Here is a 20,436-nt window from a genome sequence, read left to right as displayed (position 1 = left end):
CCCTAGTTTTGCCCCAGACTTTCGCCCTTCAGCCCGCTGCCCATGCCAATGGGCGGAATGTGGGGCAGTGTAATAAAAAAGGTCGTTCCCTCGCCGGTTTCGGTTTCGAACCAGATGCTGCCACCGGCGTGTTCGATCCCTCGTTTGGCAATGGCCAGTCCTAATCCGGAACCGCCTTCTTTGGTGGTAAAGTTTGGCAGGAAAATCTTACTGCGGATCGCTTCCGGAACGCCCACCCCGTTGTCGTTGATGGCGATGTTGATGTGCTCATCACTGACGTTCAGCTGAAGCCGGATCACCGGTTTTCGATCCACCGAAACCGACTGGACACTATTGATAATCAAATTGGTAAGGATGCGGCCAATTAACTGGCGGTCGCCCATCACCATAACCGGGTACGGCGAAATGTCGCGTACGAGCGTTATTTTACCGTCGTCGGCGTAAAGATCAGCGGCTTTATTGATGACGGAGGTGATTTCAAACAGCTCATTTTTTGGCAGCGGCATTTTGGCAAAATCCGAGAAGGAGGTCGCAATGTCGCTCAGGTTATCGATCTGATCGAGCAGCGTATCCAGCGTCCGCTGCAACACCCGCCTGGCCGCCGGATTGTCGGATTTCAGCGTCCGCTGCAGGTGCTGAAGCGTCAATTTCATCGGCGTCAGCGGATTTTTGATTTCGTGGGCAACCTGCTTGGCCATTTCCCGCCAGGCCGATTGTTTTTCGCTCTGCGACAGGGCCTGCTTTTTCTCTTCCAGTTTTACCAGCATCCGGTTGTATTCACCAATCAGCAGGCCGATTTCGTCATCCGATTTCCAGTCCAGCGGCTCATTAAACCGGTCGAGGTTGGTTTTCCGGATCTTTTGCGTAATGATTTTCAGCGGTTTGGTCAACACATTGGATGCCCAGTAGGATACCAGCAGAAAAATCATGAACAGTCCGGTAAAGACACTCAGGGCGGTCGAAACTACGTCGATCAGCTGGCGTTCGAGTTCGGGCTCGGAATTAAAATGCGATACGCCCAGAATTCCCAGTACCTGGCCGTCGGACGTCTTGACACTGGCGTATGCGGTGCGGTATTGTTTCGTCCCGAGCGATTCGGTCAGCAAAATCCGGCTTTCTTTTTCTTCAACCAGGTGAATATACGCTTCCGGATTGATGCGTTTGGATAAATGCCCGCTCTCATAGACCAGGGGTTGCGTTGAACAGCACAGTTTTCCCCGGTTATCAAAAACACTGATTTCGACATCGTCATCCTGCGCAATTTTCTCCAGCTCCTGCTGAATATAGGCTTCCGTTGCGTCGCCTTTTAAATACCGGGTCCAGTTGGGCCGAAAATTTGTGCTGATATTTTTGGCGTTGGTCAGGTAATTGTTTTCCTGGTAGGCGTCGTAATTGGAACTGATCACGCCGAACGTAATGGCAACCACGAGCGCCAGCGGCAGAAAAAACGCAACATTGAGGTAGAGCTGCGTTTTGGTCGAATAATTAATGTAAAACCGGGAGAATCCAAACCGAATGGAGTAGACCAGAAACAGCACTAAAATGTACAGAATCAGGACCAGGTACAAAAAGGAAAAATTAGAAAAAATACTGCGAATCGGGTAATCTTTTGACGAAACAACCACGGTCCGGCCGCCGTCATCCTGCAATCCGACGTGTTTGTACGTTCCGTGCGACAGCCCTTCCTCGTACAAAGCCGGGTCATTCAGGACTTGGGACGGCATTTTGCGTTCGTAGTTATATTCCCCGCTGTTGTTCTGCTTTTTTCCCCGGTGATAGATGGCGTAGCTATAGGCCTGCGTTTCCGGGGCCTGAATAAATTTCTTGTCCGTCAGCAGTTCCGGCGAAAGGCTACCGGGATTGTTGTCTTTCGGTTTCAGTTCGAGAACGACGTGTCCCACTTCCTTCGCACCCTGCATAACGTCCAGAAACTGAACGTATTTAATGGAGTTGTTGCCGGTTTCTTTGATGAAATAAATGTCGCGATACTGCGTTTTATACCGCTCCTGACGGAAACGTACCGCGTATTGTTCGAAATTGACTTCCGTTTGCGGATAATCGGCCCGTTGTGGGTTGTTCTTGAACACCAGCACATCAACTGTGTAGCGATCAAAATATTTGTCCAGCAAACCGTTTTTTACGCGTTGCTGGATTCGTTCACGAATGAGCAGCGTGTCACTGGTCAGGGCGCGAATAACGCCGGTATCCTGCAAAATGGAAGTCCGTGCCTTGTTGAGCAGAAATTCGCCAAACGCGTCGTTTTCCACTAAGAGCTGCTTACCAAATTCCCGTTTGTTAACCAGATCTCGTTTCAACCCCTGGCTGTAGACCACATACGTTGCCACGGCGGCACAAATCATGGCCGTAAAAAACAGATACAGGGTCGTTTTGTACCGGAAGGAGTACAGGGAACGGGGAAAACGGCTTAGGTACAGCACCAGAAAATACACACCATGGAGGCTTAAAATCCAGGGGATGGGCGTGCCATTCAGCCAGAAAATCAGTGCAGCCAATCCGGTGCCTGCCGAAAACCAGATAAGCCCCCGCCAATAGGAAATGTTCAGGCGAATGAACAGGCTGGACAGAACGTGCTGCAGCAGGAAAAAAACCGTTGATATGCCAATAAACAACAGCAGGCAAGCCAGTTTCAGGCTGGTGAAGGACAGGCTAAGGGTGATATCCAGCGTGAAACCCGACTTCTCATAGATCGTATTCAGTTCATCAAAACAGGCGTAAAAAACCGCATAACTGACAACTACCGAAACCACCGAAACCACCGCCTTCAGGCCGTCCGATTGCCGAAGCAGCCAGTAGTACGAGCGGGTGCGGTAGAACGTACTGGCCCCATACAACGCCAGCACCACCAGAACGGCGCAGTTCAATAACTGATCCCCCAGCGAAGGGGCCACCACCGAGGAGGCAAAGAATTTGGAATTGAACAGGTCGCTTTCCAGAAAGAGAAACGGAACGCCGAAATACAACATCACCACCCGCAGCGTGACCAGATACAGGGCCAGAATGATAAAACCCGCTCCGTAATGCCGGCTTCGGCGCAGATTCAGCGTTCGGCGAATCAGGTAAATACCCATGAAAAATACCGACAACATCGCCAGAATAACCGTATTGACCGGCGACGTCTGATTCTGATAGCCTTCCATCTGCGGAGGAACCACCGAAAACAGAAAAACCGGCGTCTGGTCGTACATACTCTGGTAAACATTGTTCTTTTCGGTGGTCACCTGCTGCGGATCAATGGAGAACAGATCCGGATTATAGCCCGAACGCAGGTAACTGTTTTCGTTCTGGTAACGGCGGTATACATTGACCAGCGAAAAAACCTCCAGGGAGTCCTTGCCCCGTTTAATAAATTGCCGGTTTACAAGGTAATCGCCCTGCGGAAACGACAAATACCGGGGATAAATGATGCTTTTCAGGCGCTTATAATCGGGAATAAACCGAAAATCGGACCAGAAAAGGAGTTGTTGATTCCTGAAAATGAAGTAGGGATATTTTGACTCCAGCTTTAACCCCGCAAAAGTCTGCGGAACCGAGTCCTTCAGCACATCAGCCACCGACTGTAATTCTTCGGAGCTGATGGCCAGTTCGCTTTTAATGCGTTGCTGCGTGGTGTGCAGGTATTGCTCATCGGCTGCGCTGATAGCCCCTCGTTCCAGCACGGAATAGAAAAAAACCGATAACCCCAGGGCCAGCAGTGATAAAATCAGAAATATGTGCCTGTTGAGTAGACTCACAACCAAATTGGATGAAAGGGCTTTAGCTTTCACTGTCTGATTTAACCCCAAAATCATGCCAGAATTTCTGGCATGTTCCCGACGCTATTTAATGGTGTCTGATAATACCTGATCGGGTTTCACAATTGTAAAACCCCGCCCCTCTTCATTGGTCTCGAACCCGACTTCCACGCCCAGCACATACAGCAGGTGCTTTTTGTCAATAATGACCCGAATCGAATCGATCTCAAAGACTTCATCGGCTGGGCCAGCCTGGTCGAAACCCAATAGCCACGACGAACCGCAGCCGCCCCCCCGAATCCCAACCCGCAGGCCGTAGGTATCGGGAATTTTATTGGCCCGAAACGTGTCCTGAATCTGATTCCGTGCTTCGGACGTCAAACGAACCGGATTTTCGATACCGTCAATAAACATACTAAGTAAAATTTCCGTTTGCTGACTGAAATTTACAAACTTTGCCCTACAATATTGCCAAACGTTCGTAGTTTTCGGATTGTGGTGCGGTAGTTTCCCCTAAATCTTTTCGATTTATCGGACAATTAAGCAGTATAGACGGCGTCAATTGATTCGTAGAAACTGAAAAATTCGTATGGACCTTATTCCTGATTTGTTAAAATTGCTGGTTCCGGCGGGGCTGGTTTTGTACGGCATGTATGTAACCGTCAAGCTGATGCTGGAGCGGGAAGCCGACAAACAGCGCGTCGATCTAAAAAACCGGTATGCCAGCGAGGTAACCCCCCTGCGCCTACAGGCGTATGAACGCATGGCGCTGTTTCTGGAACGGATTACACCCAGCAACCTGCTGCTGCGCCTGAGCGGTCAGGCAACGATGGCCCTTGAATTTCAGCAACTGCTGCTGCGCGACATCCGGGAAGAATACAATCACAACGTATCGCAGCAGATTTACATGAGCCCGGCGGTTTGGGAAGCCGTCCAGAATGCGATGAATGAAATGGTTTTGCTCGTCAACGAATCGGCGGGCGAAGTAGCCCCCGATGCCCCGGCCCTGGATTTGTCCAAGAAGATTTTCGACAAAATCATTCAGAAAAATGTCCAGCCAACCGCAGCCGGTCTCAAAGCCGTGAAAGACGAGGTACAATCCATTTTTCTGTAAGGTTTAAGTACGTTGGCCCAAGACTTCTGAGGATAACGTTAAGGCTTCGGCCAGTCGGCCCCGGTCAATCTCCAGCGGAACGCCCGCTTTATCGAGCTGATCAACCAGCTGTTCGGTGGGCAGATTGCCGGTCAGATCGTCGGCCGCCATCGGGCAGCCGCCAAAACCGTGCAATGCCCCATCAATGCGTTGCACTCCCGCCCGCAAAGCCGCCTGCACTTTTTCGGTAACCTGCTCCGGCCGGGAATGCAGGTGTGCCCCGAATTCGATGGTCGGGAAGGTTTCCAGCAAATACGCAAACAGGGTTTCGATGCTGGCGGGCGTTGAAGAGCCAATCGTGTCGGAAGGAGCGATAATCTGAACGCCGATCCGGACCAGCCGCTCCGTAAACCGGCCAATCAGTTCCGGGTTGTACGGGTCGCCATACGGGTTTCCAAAGCCCATCGACAGGTAAACGATCAGTTGCTTCTGGTGCGCAAGGCATTGTTGCTGAATAACTTCCACCTCTGCAAACGCCTGTTCGATGGTTTTGTTGGTGTTGCGCAGCTGAAACGTTTCCGAAACCGACAGCGGAAAACCAAGGTACTGAATCTGCGGGTACAAAACCGCCTGTTCGGCACCGCGCCCGTTGGCAATGATGGCCAGCAGTTTCGTTTGGGTATGGGATACATCCAGCCCCGCCAGCACCTCCGCCGTGTCGCGCAGTTGCGGAATGGCTTTGGGCGACACGAAACTCCCGAAATCCAGCGTATCGAATCCCACGCCCAGGAGCGCGTTCAAATACCGGATTTTGTCGGCGGTCGGAATAAAATCGTGCAGCCCCTGCATGGCGTCGCGCGGGCATTCGATCAGTTTAAACGGCTTCATGCTGCAAGATGGTGGAATCCCACGAAAGATGTTGTTTTTCAAACCGGCAATTCATCTGTAATGCGTAGTTTTGCGGTTTTTCCGGAAAAACCGCCTTCTGGTTTTTGGACGAAACAAATCAGAACTGCTAGCCTGCGGTTGGTGTTATCGTACGGATACACGGGCTAAACGGGTCCGTCCACCGGTCCGGAAAATGATTCCCAGCGGTATTCCGAAAAGGCCCGGACCGTAATCCGGTAGTACGCAACAACAAGAACACCCATTAAATGCTTTACCCTGATTCATTTGAACAAAAGTTAGGTTTCGATAAAATCCGCGATTTACTCCGGGAGGCTTGTCTGAGCCCGCTGGGGCAGTCGTATGTCGATAAAATCCGGTTTTCCGACAACTTCCAGCTGATCGATAAAATGCTCCGGCAGGTGGCCGAGTTCAAAACCATCGTGCAGTATGAGCCGGAATTTCCCGCGTCGAATTACCTGGACATTCGTCCGCAACTGAGTAAAATCCGGATCGAAGGCATGATGCTCACCGAGCAGGAATTCTTCGATCTCAAACTGACCCTGCGGACCATTCAGCTCTGCCTGCGGTTTTTGGCGGGTAAGGAAAAAGAAACGTATCCGTACCTGAACGAACTGGCCGATACCATCACCGTCGATAAAAAGATCACTGACGCCATCGAGCGGGTCATCGACGACCGGGGTCACGTCCGCGATTCGGCCTCGCCCGAACTGGCCTCCATCCGGCGACGCATCATCAGCGAGCAGGCCGGGTTGCGGAAAAAGATGGACAGCATCATGAAAAACGCCCGCCAGCAGGGCTGGATGCCCGACGATATTTCGCTCACCATCCGAAACGGCCGGGTGGTGATTCCGATTTCGGCGGAACACAAACGGCGGCTGAAAGGCTTTATTCACGACGAATCGGCGACGGGGCAGACGGTTTTTATCGAACCGGCGGAAGTGTTTGATACCAACAACGAAATCCGCGAAATGGAATACGAGGAACGGCGCGAAGTGGCCCGCATCCTGCGCGAGCTAACGACCTTGTTGCGCCCTTCCCTCCCCGATTTACAACGCGCGACGACCTTCCTGGGCTTGATCGACTTTATTCGTGCCAAGGCCAAATTTGCCCTGCAGATCGATGCCGATATGCCCAAACTGGTCAATCAGCCCTTGATCGACTGGCTTCAGGTCCGGCACCCGTTGCTCCACCTGTCGTTTCAGAAACAAGGCAAAAAAGTGGTGCCGCTGACCCTGCTGCTCGACCCGAACCAACGGATTCTGATTATTTCGGGGCCGAACGCCGGGGGGAAATCCGTGGCCCTGAAAACGATTGGCCTGTTGCAATACATGGTGCAGAGCGGTTTGCTGATTCCGGTGATCGAAGGTTCGACGGCGGGAATTTTTCAAAACCTGTTCATCGACATTGGCGATGAGCAATCCCTTGAAAATGACCTCAGTACCTACAGTTCGCACCTGACCAGCATGAAGGCCTTCGTGACGTTCGCGAACCGTAAAACCCTGTTTCTCATCGACGAATTTGGCACCGGAACCGAACCCGGTTTGGGCGGAGCCATTGCCGAAGCCATTCTGGAAGACCTCACGAAATCGGGCGCGTACGGCGTCATCAACACCCACTACACCAACTTGAAGCTGTTTGCGGATAAAACCACGGGCCTGGTCAACGGAGCGATGCGGTTCGACGGCGAGCACCTGGAACCCTTGTATGAACTTGAAATTGGTCGGCCGGGCAGTTCGTTTGCGTTTGAAATTGCGTCGAAAATCGGGTTGCCCAAACCGGTGATCGACCGGGCGAAGGAAAAACTGGGATCGCAACAGGTGAACCTCGAAAAACTCCTGAAAGAGCTGGACATTGAGAAGCGGGTTTTTGCCGAAAAGAATATGGAAGTCGGCATCAATCAGCGCAAACTGGCCCAGCAACTGGCCGAAACCAACGCCCTGAAAACCCGGCTCGACAACGACCAGAAACGACTGCTGAACGAAGCCAAGCAGAAAGCCAAGGCCCTGGTTTCGGAAGCCAACCAGCGCATCGAAAACACCATTCGGGAGATTAAGGAAAACAAGGCCGAGCGCGATATGACGCGGCTGGTGCGGCAGGAACTGGAACAGTTTGAGAAAAAAGAACTGAAACCGGAAACGCTGGTGGAAGAGCCCGGTCGTGCCTCAGCCAAATCGGAAACGGACGATTTTACGCCCGACAACACCGCCATTTCGCCGGGTAGTTTTGTCCGGATCAAAGGCCAATCGACGATTGGTGAGGTGCTGGCCCTGCGGGGGAAAGACGCCGAAATCCGGATTGGCGACCTGAAATCCACGGTCAAGCTGAACCGGCTGGAGAAAGTCAGCCGGAAGGTTTACCGCGATGCGGTGGGCGAATCATCACGCCCCAAAATGCAGGGTATCGACCTGAATGAGAAGATGATGAACTTCAGTTTCAACCTCGACATCCGGGGGCAACGGGGTGAGGAGGCAATGGTGGAACTCGATAATTTCATCAACAACGGCCTGATGCTCGGCTACTCCGAACTCCGGATCGTGCACGGCAAAGGCGACGGAATTCTGCGAACGCTGGTGCGGAACCACCTGCGGACGTTCCCGCAGGTCGCTTCCATGCAGGACGAACACGCCGACCGGGGCGGTGCCGGGGTGACGGTGGTGAAATTGGCTTGAATCACCCAGGCGGTTCAAGCCAATTGACTTGCACTTTATCAGACGGTTTACGACGCCGGAAGGAACCCGGTTTCTAAAATACTGCGTCCCTCCAGGTACGATCTGGTGCCGTCGGCACGTTCGGTCCTTAACGGCGTCCGTCAGCCGCTGGTGGATACCCGCAAACGGAAAAAGTGACGGACTGAGTTTTCGCCGTGTTGGAAAAAACCGTTTCTTTACCCGTTCTTTCAAAAGCTGCGTTGCGCTTCCTGACCAACTTGTATGAATTTTAAACGCTTCCTTCCCCATTTCATAGCCGTCATTGGGTTTGCGGTTTTGGCCGTTGTGTACTGCTCGCCCGTTCTGAAGGGGAAACGCCTGAACCAGCACGACATCATCCAGTCCGTGGCGGCTGGCCGCGAGGTGGTTGACTACCACAAGCAAACCGGCGAGTGGGCCTGGTGGACCAACAGCATGTTTGGCGGTATGCCCGCTTACATGATTTCCGGTGATTACCCAACCAGTCTGACTCACAAGCTTGGCCAATACATCAACCTGCTGCTGCCCGATCCGGCCAACTACATCTGGCTGATGATGGTGGGCGGTTTTGTGCTGATGCTGGCGCTGGGAGCCAATGTCTGGCTGTCGGCGGTGGGGGCCGTCGCCTACGCTTTTGCTTCCTATCAGTTATTGAGTCTCGAAGCGGGCCACGTTTCGAAAATACTGGCCCTGGCCTACGCCCCGGGCATTCTGGGCGGGGTTGTGATCGCCCTGCGGGGCCGTTACCTGGCCGGAGCCGCCCTGACGGCCCTGTTTCTGGGCCTCGAATTATACGCCAACCACGTTCAGATTACCTATTATCTGGCCTTTGGTATTGTGGTTTACGTCCTGATCGAAAGTGTGGCAGCGCTGCGGGAAGGGCGCGTCCGGCAACTGCTGCTGGCCTTGTCGGCGCTGGCCGTGGCGGCAGTTCTGGCCGTCGGAACGCACACGACCCGGCTCTGGAATGCGTCCGATTACGTGACGGTTTCGACCCGGGGCAAATCCGAACTGACCATCCAGCCGAAAGCCGAAGCGGGCGCTCCGTCCACGTCCAGCACGGGAGATGGCCTGGGCAAAGAATACGCTTTTCAGTACAGCTACGGCGTTGGCGAAACGTTTACGTTGCTGATTCCGAATTTCGCCGGTGGCCCTTCAGCGGGCTCCCTGACTACGAGTTCAGAAACGTATAAAAGGTTGACCGGTATTGGGGTCGATCCGACGATGGCGCAGCAGTTTATACAACAAATACCGCTCTACCACGGAAATTTATACAGCCAGTCTGGCCCGGCTTATGCGGGCGCCATCGTTATTTTTCTGTTTGTGCTCGGCCTGCTCATTGTTCCGGGGCGCCTGAAATGGTGGGCGCTGGGCATCGCGCTCCTGTACATCGCCTGGGCCTGGGGCAGTAATTTCCCGGCGCTCAATTACACCTTCTTCGATTACTTTCCCGGTTTTAACAAGTTTCGGGCCGTTACGATGACCCTGACGCTGGCGCAATTGCCACTGGTTATGCTGGGCATTCTGGCCCTGAATCAGCTTGCCGAGCAAAAATGGTCGGCGGCCCAGCTCAACCGTCCCTTGCTGATCAGTCTGGGCGCAACGGCCGGTTTGGCGCTGCTGATGGCGCTTATTCCGACGGTTTTTCAAAGCTTTCGGGGGCCCAACGATGCCATGTTTTCGAGCAGTCTGGAGCAGGCCCTGCAAAACAAGAATTTGGCCGACCAGGTGTTTTCGGCCATCATCGAAGACCGCATCGGCATGCTTCGTTCCGATGCCTTCCGGTCGGCAGTGCTGATTTTGCTGGTGGGCGGGCTGATCGGGCTGTTTGTTCGCAACCGCATCAGGCCGGTTGTTTTCTATCCCTTGTTGTTGGCGCTGGTCATTTTCGATCAGTTTGGCGTCGACAAACGGTATTTTAACAACGATGATTTTGTCAACAAACAAGCCATTCAGGAAACCGTGACGCCAACGGCCGCCGACGAGCAAATTCTGGCCGATAAAGCCCTCGATTACCGCGTCCTGGACCTGACTACGAGCTTCATGAGCGACGCCAAAGCGTCCTACTTCCACAAATCGCTGGGCGGGTATCACGCGGCCAAAATGCGCCGGTATCAGGAACTGGCCGAGTTTCAGCTCTACCGGAATTTGCGGGAAGCGCCCGGTTCGCCGAGCTATTTTAACGTAATCAACATGCTGAATACGAAGTATTTCATTACTCAGGGGCAGTCGGCCAATCCACAACAGGCCCCGGGGCCGCCGGTGGCCCAGCCCAACCCCGGCGCTTTGGGCAATGCCTGGTTTGTAGAGAACTTCCGGCTGGTTCCGAACGCGAATGCCGAAATGCAGGCGCTCGACAGTCTGGATACGCGCCGGTCCGCGGTGGTCGATCAACGGTTTGCCGAACAATTGAACGGTTTGAAGATTCAGCCGGATTCGGCCGCCAACTCGATTCGACTGACCAGTTACAAACCCAATGAGCTAACGTACGAAAGCAACGCCAGCAGTGAGCAACTGGCGGTTTTTTCCGAAATCTATTACAACGTTCGCGACGAGTGGAAAGCCACCGTTGATGGCCAGGAAGTGCCGCACCTCCGCGCCAACTACGTCCTTCGGGCCATGCGCGTTCCGGCGGGCAAACACACCATCGTGTTCAAATTCGACCCGGTTTCCATCCGGGTTGGCAAAGTGGTTGACCTGGTGTGTTCGCTGCTCATTATTGCCTTCATCGGAACGGCGGTTTTTATGGAGAACCGGAAGAAAAAGGCGTAGTCAAAATACACCGGCCCGGTTTTTAAAAACCGGGCCGGTGTCCCGCGCTGGTCGGGACATTCAGGACCGCAACAGCCGCCGAATCGCCACCAGGTGCGCGAATAAAACGGCGGGAACGACAAAACCGGGCAATCCGATAAACGGAATTTTCAACACGCCCACATTCGGCTGGTCAAACGCCAGTTGCTGCATCGGCGTCGGTGCCGACAACACGGCATGGCTCACAATGTTGATAAGCAAAACCAGTGCGATCCCGTTCCAGATCAGCAGCTTCCGGCGGGATGCAGGCTGGTTCTGCCCCGCCCAATACCTGGCCAGCGGAGCCGTCAGCCCGGCCAGAATATCGAAATTTCTCCCTTCAAACGTCATCAATTCCGGGATTTGTTGGTCCAAAAATAAGCCATACAACACCAGCTCCACCGGAATCCGGATCGTATGCAGGTACGTCAGCGTTTGGATTGGCAACTGATCCAGAAAAAACCGTCCCTTTTTCGTCAGAAACAAGGCACTGATTCCAATCAAGGGCGGCAAAACGGCGATTAAAAACCGGGGCGGAACCGCATCGATCCGCAGGAAAAAGTGGTTTTGGGCCAGCACCCCTAAAACCGCAAGCCAGCCCAGCAGGAAAATCAGAAAAAAACCGGCTTTGGTGGGGACGGCTTTGCGAAGGGCGGCATAAAAAACCGCGAGCGTCAGGAGCAAAATTGCACCGAAACACAGGCTGAGCCAGAAGGGTGGATTCTCGTAAAGATGGGAAAGATTCGGTTGCATGCTGGTTTACAGATTTATTCAACGCTGTAAAACAAGGCGGCAAAACGATCCGCGAAGTGCGTTTCCGCTACGGATTCGATGAATGGTACGGAAACCGCCGATGAATGGTCAGCGCGGGCTGAGCTGACGGAGCCATTTTCTGAATTCGGCGTTCCGGTACCGGCTCACCGTGACCGTTTCGTCGGGCCGGTTTTTGTGCAAAGGCGGGCTCAGCAATACCAGCAGCTTGCGGTTGCGGTCGTCCTGCACGCTCCGGACGGCTTGCGGGGATACCATAAACTGGCGGTTCAACGGGAAAAAATACCCGTCGGGCACTTTAGGTTCGAGTTTCGCAAAGGAGGTGTACTCCGTAGTCAGTTGCTGTCCGTCGGTTTTGACCAGCAACACCACCCCCTGCGTGGAGAAGAAATAAGCAATCTCGTCGGGCCGGAACCGAAACTGGCGGTTTCCCGCATCAATCAAAACCGCTGCATCTGAAACCGCTCCCCCTTTCGTCTGCCCTTCGGCTAAGTGGTTGTTGGGTGTATCCGTCGCCCGTAGCTTCTCGATCCGAAACGCCTGAAGGAGATACAAGCCGACATAGCCCCCGTTGATCAGGCTGGCAATCGTCAGGCAGACAAAAACACCGGACGTGAGCTGGACCGCGTTGGGCCAGGCGCCCGAATAAAACCGGATGGCACCGGGAAAAACTACCGAAAAAGTCAGGATGGTGGCGGCACCACCCAGCAGAATTTGCCAGCGGATTCGCCGGGCGGGGTGGTCGGAGAAGGGCAATCGGCGGTCAAGGTACCGGAAAATCACCACGTTAACCGTCCAGCACGTTAGCATGACCGTTGCCACCGTTAAAAAATAAGCGGTCGGAAACTGATAATCGTCCTGCCACGGGAAATGTCGGTAAAAGACCACGTGCGAAGCGATCGTCGCCAGAACAGGAACGATGATCAACAACAAACCGTGTTGCCGACGGCTCAGTGGTTCCATCTCTCCTTGTCTTTTCCTGTTGCCATAAAACCAGAATGGTTTACTTGCTGTTACTCTTCAAAATCACAACGCATGGAACCAGAAGAAACCGCACCGGAATCCGACAAACTCGACCGCATCGTGGACGCCCGCATGAAGCTGAAACGCCGGTTTGAAGAAGCGATGCAGAAGACGCCGTCGGTGGCCGACCATATCGACGGACCGAATAAGCCGCTGGGTTCGGGGCCACCGAATCGCCACGGTATGCCGAAGGTACCAAAAAGTCAGACGGTTACGAAAAAATGGCCGGTTCTTGACCTGGGCCATCATCCCACTATTCCAATCAACAAATGGCAACTGGCCATCGATGGCGAAGTGGAGCACCCCATCCGGCTGAAGTGGGCCGACTTTATGGCCCTGCCCCAAACCAAGGATGTAAGTGACTTTCACTGCGTAACCACCTGGTCGAAGCTCGACGTGCCCTGGGTGGGGGTCCGCTTTGCCGACCTGGCTGCGCTGGTGATGCCCAAAGAAACGGCGACGCACGTCATGTGTTACGGTTTTGACGGGTATTCAACGAACCTGTCGCTGGAGGAAGCCCTCAAACCGGATGTGCTGCTCGTTCACACGGCCGAAGGGCAGCCGCTTCCGCGCGAACACGGCGGGCCGCTCCGGATGATTACGCCCCAACTCTACGCCTGGAAAGGGTCCAAGTGGATCAAACGCATCGAATTTCTCGCCGGAAACCGCCTGGGTTTCTGGGAAGAACGCGGCTATTCCAACACGGCCTACCCCTGGCGGAATGATCGGTATAGTTAAGAATGATGAATGAGGAGCGATGAACGATGAATGAGCTAATGCAAGACAATTTGTTGTTCATCGCTCCTCATTCAGCGTCTCTTTATATCGAATTCTCCATAAACGCGTAACACAGCATATGACAGATGGTCATGTGAGCGTCTTCCACGCGACCGTAATGTTCGGAGTCGATGACAATGACTTCATTTGCCAATTCTGCTAGTTTTCCGCGTTTTCCGCCCACCAGCGCCACACTCGTCAAGCCGTGGTCGCTGGCCCACTGAACGGCTTTTACCAGGTTGGGCGAATTACCGCTCACGCTCATGGTCAGCACCAGATCGCCCGGCTGCGCATAGTTCTGCAACTGCCCCGCAAACACATCGTCGTAGGAATAATCGTTGCCGAGGGCAGTGATCCAGGCGGTATTGTCGTTCAGCGAGAGGCAGCGAAACCGCTTGCCCAGCTTATCGGAGGCTCCTTTGCCCAGGTCGGTAATGAAGTGGGACGCATTGGCCGCGCTCCCGCCGTTGCCGAACACAAACAATTGCCGGTCTTCTTCCCAGCAGGTTTTCAGCAGGTTTACAATCTGCGTTACTTGCCCAACCGGAATCGAGTCGATCGCGGCCTTATGATCGGTCAGGTATTGTTCAAAATACGTTTGCATACAAAATAAAGGGTGAAGAATGCCGGTTTTCAGGTCGGTACAACTGGATCTGTAGACCTGTAAATGTTATAAATTCAGTGCTCCGATCGGCACAGTATTTTCGCCTAGTTCGGCCAGCCGAACCGCCGGGCCGGGCTGGAAAGCGCCCATTAAGAACGTGGGTAGCCGTCTCTCGACAGCCGCCCGCAACGGTTCGCCCGTCAGCGACAGGCCCCCGCCCAACACGATCACATCCGGATGCAGCAGGTGAACGACGTGCGACAGGCCAAAAGCCAGGTCGTCGGCCATGCGTTCGAAAATCCGCCGGGCGGTTTCGTCGCCCTGGTCGAACGCTTCCCGTAAAAACCGGGCCTCGCCCGCGGTGGCCGACCCAACCCGTTGCTTTAAAAGGGAGTCCGGCGGCAAGGTAGCAATGGCCTGGCGGATTTCCTGATCGACGGCCCAGCCGGAACAAACCGACTCTAGCGTTGTACCGGATTTGTCTAGCCGGAGGTGACCGATTTCGGTTTCGCCCGGCGGCATTCCGTGGTAAATCTGCCCGTCGACCACCATACCGCCCCCTACTCCACTGCCCAGCGTGACGTAAAAAACGTGACGAAAACCGCGCCCCGCGCCGTGCAGCGCTTCGCCCAGTGCCGCCACGTTGGCGTCGTTCTCCACCCGAATCCGCCGGGCCGACGTTCGTTCGTGCAGCCAGTCGGTCAGCCTAAAACCGGACCACCCCTCGATCTGGTGCGAGGTTGCGATCTGACCCGTTTGCGTATTGACCGGCCCACCGAAGCCAACCCCAACGGTTTGGAGTGGTTCGGACACCTGCCCGATCGTTTCTTCGATGTGCTGTAAAATACCGGCCGCGCCCCGGGACTTATCGACCGTATAGCGAAAGTGCTGCCGGATGCCGGCGCCTTCGCCCGTGACGATTTGCAGTTTCGTCCCGCCAATTTCAATACCAAGATTCATTATAATAAGTCGGATGGCTGATCCGGCGGGCAAAGGTAAAAAAGAAAAAATTTATCGCAGGCTATCTTTTTGGAGATACCGATAATTTCGGCTCGTCAAGGCCGGAAGCTGGACCGGAGCGCCATTTTGCCAGGAGTCGGCACCGGAAAGCGCCGGGCGACCCAGAATGTCGCTGCGCTGTTTTTGTTTTTCGGCGGTCGATTCTTTCAGGCGCCGGTCCCGGTTTTGCAGCAGAGCCGGATCGAGCTGGCCATCCCGCGTGAAACTCATCATCAGGGCCGGACCGCCGTACGGAAGGGGAAAATCCTGACCGGTATGCCAGGTCTGCCAGGTTTTGCCGTAAGCCGACACCAGGGTAGTCATCAGCTTGTGCTCAGCTTCGGGCGCGAGATCGGGCGCCATCAGCAAACCGCTTTTGACGGCGTAGCGGTAGCTGTGCCAAAGCTTTTTTTCATCGTCCGGCAGCGTTCTGAACAGGCTATCCGAAATAATGTATTCAACGCCCATCAACCGGGCGTTTGGTCCGCTGCCGTCAAGAATAACACATTGCGTGAGGTGTGCGCTGAATTTCTGACAGAAATGATGCGTTTCCAGCTGGCCCGCCCGGTGGCCGTTGTAAAAATGAAAACCGCTGAAATGCTGGTCAAAATTCGGAACGGCGGTTTTTGATTCGTCGTCGCTGGAGCCGGTTTTGGCAGGATCGGCAGCTTGTTTTTGGGAAGACGAAAAATCTCCTCCGCAGGCCAGAATCGACGCAGCCAGAAGTATGTAGAACCCGAATCTGATCATTAGTGCTGATTACCCATTCTCTTCATCTCGTGCAATCAGAACGTCGATTCGGGGCGTTTATTTGCAAAAAACCGGAAATCAGAAATTCCATTTATTATCCGGATATTTTTACTTAATCTGTCAATTTACAGTCGCTGGCTGAAAAACCAATTTTATTTAAAGAAAATAATTAATGTAAAATGCGGAACGCTACATGTAAACGTGTTTTCTAATCTAAACCTTTTACATGTAGCGTTCGCTCCATCAACGGGTCGCATGCAAATAAACACTTGTATGCAAAAACACAAACCCGATCAGTTCAGGTGAAAAGGTTGCCTTTCCTGCGTTATAATTTTGGAATTATGAATGAGTCCAAGGACCAATAAACCGATCACAATCGCCACCACAATTTGCAGCGAAGAGATCAGATTAAATTGCGATGATTCACTTTTCGATTCCTTCACAAGATCCTGTCCCACAGCCGATTGAATACTGATTAATTCATTGAGCGATTTGATGGACTGCTGAAAGATAACAGCCGCCCGCTTATTGAACAGCTCACTACCTGCGACTGAATCGCCCCGCTGTTTAAGCGCAATAATTTCATTTTCCAAAACCGCATACGTTCTCACCCGGTTTTTGAACGCATCGAGACTTTTAGCTTCTTCGGCGATCAGAAATGTTTTTTCAAAATTCCTGATCAGCGAGTCAATGGCCTGGTCCTTTTTTCTCAATTGTCCGCTTAGTTGCGCCGAAGTTAAGTCCGAATTGGAAAAAAGATAATGTTCCAGCAATAAGCGCTTGGTATACAGATTTTCGCTTAAATAAACCATATCGACCGCCGGAATAAGGCGGTCCTGATAGATCGATGAAAATGATTTATCTAGATCCCTCATCGTACTTTTTGAAAGAAACGAACACAACACAACCAGCGCCATAATGCCGGTCAATAAAACGGCGGCCTTTATTTTCTGCTGAATGACAAATGACCACTTCATAGGCTTATTAAATTAATTTGTCCGAAGCAACTTTGCTTTCCTCTTCCTATCATACAAACGAAAATACGAATATTTCCATATAATCTGCCAACGGGTTTAAAACCTCCGACGAAGGGTTTGCCTTCTTTATCGTTCTCACCCGGTTTCTGAACGGTTACCGGTTTGTTAAAAAACAAAAAATATTTTACATACATATAGTGAATTAATAATTTCATTTTACATACATTTGGTGAATTAACAACCTAAACGTTGCCTGAACAGATCCATGAAAGGAACCAATCTGGGCGAATTTGAAGAATTGGTGCTGCTGACCATCGCGGCACTCGTCAACGAGGCTTATAGTGTCGCCATTTGCGACGAATTGGAGAAACATACCGGTCGGGTAACCAAACTTGGCGTTGTTCACGCCGTGCTGAACCGGCTCGAAGAAAAAGCGCTGGTTCAAAGCAGCCTGGGCGAAGCCACCAGCGCCCGGGGTGGCAAACGCAAACGGTTTTATGAAGTGACGCAGGCCGGAAAAGTGGCCTTAATCAAAGCAAAAGAAGTTCGGGAGGCCCTCTGGCGCATCATTCCCGGTTTCAACCTGGAAGGTTCCGTATGAAAACGCCCCACCCAAAACCGCCCCGCTGGGCGCAGACACTGCTCCGCTGGTACTGCCGTCCCGAGCTGCTCGAGGATCTGGAAGGCGACATGAACGAGTACTTCGAGCGCAATCTCACCACCAAAGGAGCCCGCCGGGCCCGACTGATTTACTGCGCCGATGCGTTGAAGTTTTTTCGATTATACACCATCCGTAAACCCGATTTTCTCTTTGTCTTCATTCACTGGATCATGATTGGCAGCTACCTTAAAACCTCCCGGCGCAGTCTGGTGCGGAACAAGTTGTTCTCACTCATCAACATTTTCGGGCTGGCCGTCAGCATGTCGGTGGGCCTGCTGATCATTGCCTTCCTGACGGACGTACTGACGTACGACCGTTTTCACGAAAAAAGAGACCGGATTTACCGCGTTTTTACGACCGATCAGCAAACCGGGCAACCCGCCATGAACCTGGCTTCGACCTCAGCCAAAGCCGGGCTGAAAATCCGGGAAACCCTCCCCGGTATTGATGCCGTTACGCTGCTCCGCCGGGGATTTGGCGGAGACGCCCTGGTGGGTGAAACGGCCGTTCCGCTGGGTGGACTCTGGGCCGACGAACACTTTTTTCAGGTGTTCACGTTTCCGATGGTGCAGGGCGATCCGGCGACGGCCCTCAAAGAACCGTATTCGCTGGTTTTGACCGAAAAGTCGGCCCTCAAATTATTCGGCGAAACAAATGTGCTGGGCAAAACCGTCCGGTTCGACACCTTCAATTACGTGGTCACCGGTGTTCTGAAAGACATTCCGAAGTTATCACATCTGCGGTTTGAGTCCCTGGCGTCGTTCTCCACGGCGGCCCTGCAAAAAACCGACTCCGACGGTGATTTTCTGGACTGGCGAAACATCTATTCGACATACATTTATTTGGTTTCGTCGAAAAATCAGGACGTTAGCACCTTACAAGCCAATTTAGACCAACTAAGCACGGTCGAGAACTCGGCGCTAAAAAACCGGGTCATTGGCCTTTCGCTGCAGCCGTTGAAACAAATCACGCTGGGTAAAAACCTGGGCAACCCGATTGGGCCTACCATGAACATCATCGTCGTTTGGGTGTTGGGCGGTCTGGCGTTCGTCGTTATTTTATCGGCCTGCTTTAATTACACCAACCTGTCGATTGCCCGCTCCTTCCGGCGCTCCCGCGAAGTTGGGATCCGGAAAGTAATCGGCGCCCGGAGAAGCCACGTTCTGGGCCAGTTCATTGCCGAGTCGGTGCTTATCTCGCTGCTGGCGCTGGTGCTTGGGTTCGTGCTTTTTTTGCTGTTACGCCCGGAATTCATGGCCCTCGCTCCTCAACTGGCCGACCTGGTTTCGCTGGAAATATCGTTTCGGCTCCTCCTGTTTTTCATCGTTTTCGCCGTCGCGGTGGGGTTTATGGCCGGTTTTTTGCCCGCTTTGTTTTTTTCCCGCATCAAGGCCATTCAGGTTTTAAAGGATGTATCGTCGCTGCAACTTTTCCGGCACGTCACGATGCGCAAAGCCCTGATTGTGGTTCAGTACGTTTTCTCGCTGATGTTTATTACCGCCACGCTGATTGGCTACCGGCAGTACCGGGGCTTTCTCACGTTTGACCTCGGCTTTTCCACCAAAAATATCCTGAATATTGACCTCCAGGGCAACAAAAGTGACGTTTTGCTTAAAGAATTAGCGGCCATTCCGGCCGTCGATCAGATCTCCAAATCCCGCATCATCACGAGTCTGGGCAGTATTCACGGGATGCAGATGAAGTACAAAGACGATTCGGCCGGCATCTGGCTCAATTACATCGACGGGCAGTATCTGCACCTGCATGACCATCAGTTTCTGGCGGGGAAAAATTTCACAACCCGACCCACGCAGGGTGAAGAAACCGAAGTTATTGTGAATGAGCAGATTCTGAAACGATTTAACATCGGCCAACGAAAACCCAACCAGGCGCTGGGCGAACAGCTTACAACGCCCGAAGGCAAAAAGCTCACCATTGTCGGCGTGGTGAAGGATTTCCATTACGGCACGCTCATGGACAAGATTGAGCCGACGGTTTTCCGGTATTTCGGCGACGCGCCCGGCGGTTACCTGAACGCGAAAATCACGACCAACGACTGGCCCGCAACCCTGGAAGCCATCGAACAGGTCTGGCAGAAAGTCGATAAAATTCACCCCCTGAAGGCCACGTTTTACGACGAACAGCTTGAACGCGCTTACAGTCTATTTTCGGTGATGGTGAAAGTGATTGGGTTTCTGGCCGCGCTGACGATCAGCATTGCATCGCTGGGCTTGTTTGGCATGGTGGTTTTTACCACCGAAACCCGCCTGAAGGAAATCAGTATTCGCAAGATTCTGGGAGCCAACGAATTCATGCTGATCTATTTGTTGAGCAAGGGCTTTCTGCTTCTGCTGGTGCTGGCGGCCTTGATTGCCCTACCCGCCACCTGGCTTTTCTTCGACCGGGTGGTCCTGGCCAATTTTGCATACCACATTCCGCTGGGCTTGGCCGAATTGGGACTGGGCCTGGCGGGGGTTCTGGTAGCGGCTTTTCTGATGATCGGTTTTCAAACCCTGAAAGCCGCCCGTAGCAACCCGGCTGCCGTGCTGAAAAAAGACTAAAGAGCTGGTCTTTAAGCGGTAAGAGCTATTTCCGGCTCCGGCCTGGGCATTCAAACCGAAAAGAAGCGGTGTCCGGGCGCTA

15 protein-coding genes are annotated in these 20,436 nt (G+C 53.1%); 6 read left to right on the top strand and 9 right to left on the bottom strand.

Going from position 1 to position 20,436, the window contains the following annotated elements; all coding sequences use genetic code 11:
• Positions 1 to 2: 2 nt before the first annotated feature.
• The gene (locus ACYVHX_RS28005; protein ID WP_460675020.1) at positions 3 to 3,752 is read right to left on the bottom strand and encodes a sensor histidine kinase; all 3,750 of its coding nucleotides are present in this window, start codon (positions 3,750 to 3,752) and stop codon (positions 3 to 5) included.
• An 84-nt stretch (positions 3,753 to 3,836) separates the two neighbouring features.
• Complete coding sequence (locus ACYVHX_RS28000) at positions 3,837 to 4,166, bottom strand: HesB/IscA family protein (RefSeq protein ID WP_460675019.1); 330 nt, start codon at positions 4,164 to 4,166, stop codon at positions 3,837 to 3,839.
• Positions 4,167 to 4,341: 175 nt separating this feature from the next.
• Here ACYVHX_RS28000 and ACYVHX_RS27995 point away from each other — a divergent pair, with 175 nt between their 5' ends.
• Positions 4,342 to 4,866, top strand: coding sequence for a DUF7935 family protein (locus tag ACYVHX_RS27995; RefSeq protein WP_460675018.1), 525 nt, complete (start codon positions 4,342 to 4,344; stop codon positions 4,864 to 4,866).
• Positions 4,867 to 4,869: 3 nt separating this feature from the next.
• Here the strand turns inward: ACYVHX_RS27995 and ACYVHX_RS27990 are convergent, their stop codons facing one another.
• A complete protein-coding gene (locus ACYVHX_RS27990) occupies positions 4,870 to 5,733 on the bottom strand; it encodes a hydroxymethylglutaryl-CoA lyase (RefSeq protein ID WP_460675017.1) in 864 nt (287 codons plus the stop codon).
• Between the two features lie 266 nt (positions 5,734 to 5,999).
• Here ACYVHX_RS27990 and ACYVHX_RS27985 point away from each other — a divergent pair, with 266 nt between their 5' ends.
• On the top strand, positions 6,000 to 8,423 hold the full coding sequence (locus tag ACYVHX_RS27985; RefSeq protein WP_460675016.1) for an endonuclease MutS2: 2,424 nt from the start codon (positions 6,000 to 6,002) through the stop codon (positions 8,421 to 8,423).
• A gap of 261 nt (positions 8,424 to 8,684) precedes the next feature.
• Complete coding sequence (locus ACYVHX_RS27980; RefSeq protein WP_460675015.1) at positions 8,685 to 11,213, top strand: YfhO family protein; 2,529 nt, start codon at positions 8,685 to 8,687, stop codon at positions 11,211 to 11,213.
• A 60-nt stretch (positions 11,214 to 11,273) separates the two neighbouring features.
• On the opposite strand, the gene ACYVHX_RS27975 is transcribed toward ACYVHX_RS27980, so the two are convergent.
• On the bottom strand, positions 11,274 to 11,984 hold the full coding sequence (locus tag ACYVHX_RS27975; protein ID WP_460675014.1) for a hypothetical protein: 711 nt from the start codon (positions 11,982 to 11,984) through the stop codon (positions 11,274 to 11,276).
• A 108-nt stretch (positions 11,985 to 12,092) separates the two neighbouring features.
• Entirely contained in the window at positions 12,093 to 12,965 is an 873-nt protein-coding gene (locus ACYVHX_RS27970; RefSeq protein ID WP_460675013.1) for a LytTR family transcriptional regulator DNA-binding domain-containing protein, read from the bottom strand.
• 72 nt (positions 12,966 to 13,037) lie between these two features.
• Between ACYVHX_RS27970 and ACYVHX_RS27965 the strand changes: the two genes are divergently transcribed.
• A complete protein-coding gene (locus tag ACYVHX_RS27965; RefSeq protein WP_460675012.1) occupies positions 13,038 to 13,763 on the top strand; it encodes a molybdopterin-dependent oxidoreductase in 726 nt (241 codons plus the stop codon).
• Positions 13,764 to 13,845: 82 nt separating this feature from the next.
• Here ACYVHX_RS27965 and ACYVHX_RS27960 read toward each other — a convergent pair whose 3' ends face one another.
• The 4 genes from ACYVHX_RS27960 to ACYVHX_RS27945 form a co-directional block, all read right to left on the bottom strand.
• A complete protein-coding gene (locus ACYVHX_RS27960; RefSeq protein WP_460675011.1) occupies positions 13,846 to 14,406 on the bottom strand; it encodes a D-sedoheptulose-7-phosphate isomerase in 561 nt (186 codons plus the stop codon).
• Between the two features lie 66 nt (positions 14,407 to 14,472).
• The gene (locus tag ACYVHX_RS27955) at positions 14,473 to 15,366 is read right to left on the bottom strand and encodes an ROK family protein (RefSeq protein ID WP_460675010.1); all 894 of its coding nucleotides are present in this window, start codon (positions 15,364 to 15,366) and stop codon (positions 14,473 to 14,475) included.
• Between the two features lie 51 nt (positions 15,367 to 15,417).
• On the bottom strand, positions 15,418 to 16,155 hold the full coding sequence (locus ACYVHX_RS27950; protein ID WP_460675009.1) for an OBAP family protein: 738 nt from the start codon (positions 16,153 to 16,155) through the stop codon (positions 15,418 to 15,420).
• Positions 16,156 to 16,448: 293 nt separating this feature from the next.
• On the bottom strand, positions 16,449 to 17,132 hold the full coding sequence (locus ACYVHX_RS27945) for an MCP four helix bundle domain-containing protein (protein ID WP_460675008.1): 684 nt from the start codon (positions 17,130 to 17,132) through the stop codon (positions 16,449 to 16,451).
• A 265-nt stretch (positions 17,133 to 17,397) separates the two neighbouring features.
• On the opposite strand from ACYVHX_RS27945, the gene ACYVHX_RS27940 reads away from it, so the two are divergent.
• Together ACYVHX_RS27940 and ACYVHX_RS27935 are read left to right on the top strand one after the other, a co-directional pair.
• Entirely contained in the window at positions 17,398 to 17,733 is a 336-nt protein-coding gene (locus tag ACYVHX_RS27940) for a PadR family transcriptional regulator (protein ID WP_460675007.1), read from the top strand.
• Positions 17,730 to 20,354, top strand: coding sequence for an ABC transporter permease (locus ACYVHX_RS27935; protein WP_460675006.1), 2,625 nt, complete (start codon positions 17,730 to 17,732; stop codon positions 20,352 to 20,354). The genes ACYVHX_RS27940 and ACYVHX_RS27935 overlap by 4 nt, the downstream gene beginning before the upstream one ends.
• The last annotated feature ends 82 nt before the right edge of the window (positions 20,355 to 20,436 follow it).

The organism is Larkinella ripae, assembly GCF_054780775.1.
This window is presented reverse-complemented; position numbering and strand designations above follow the sequence as displayed.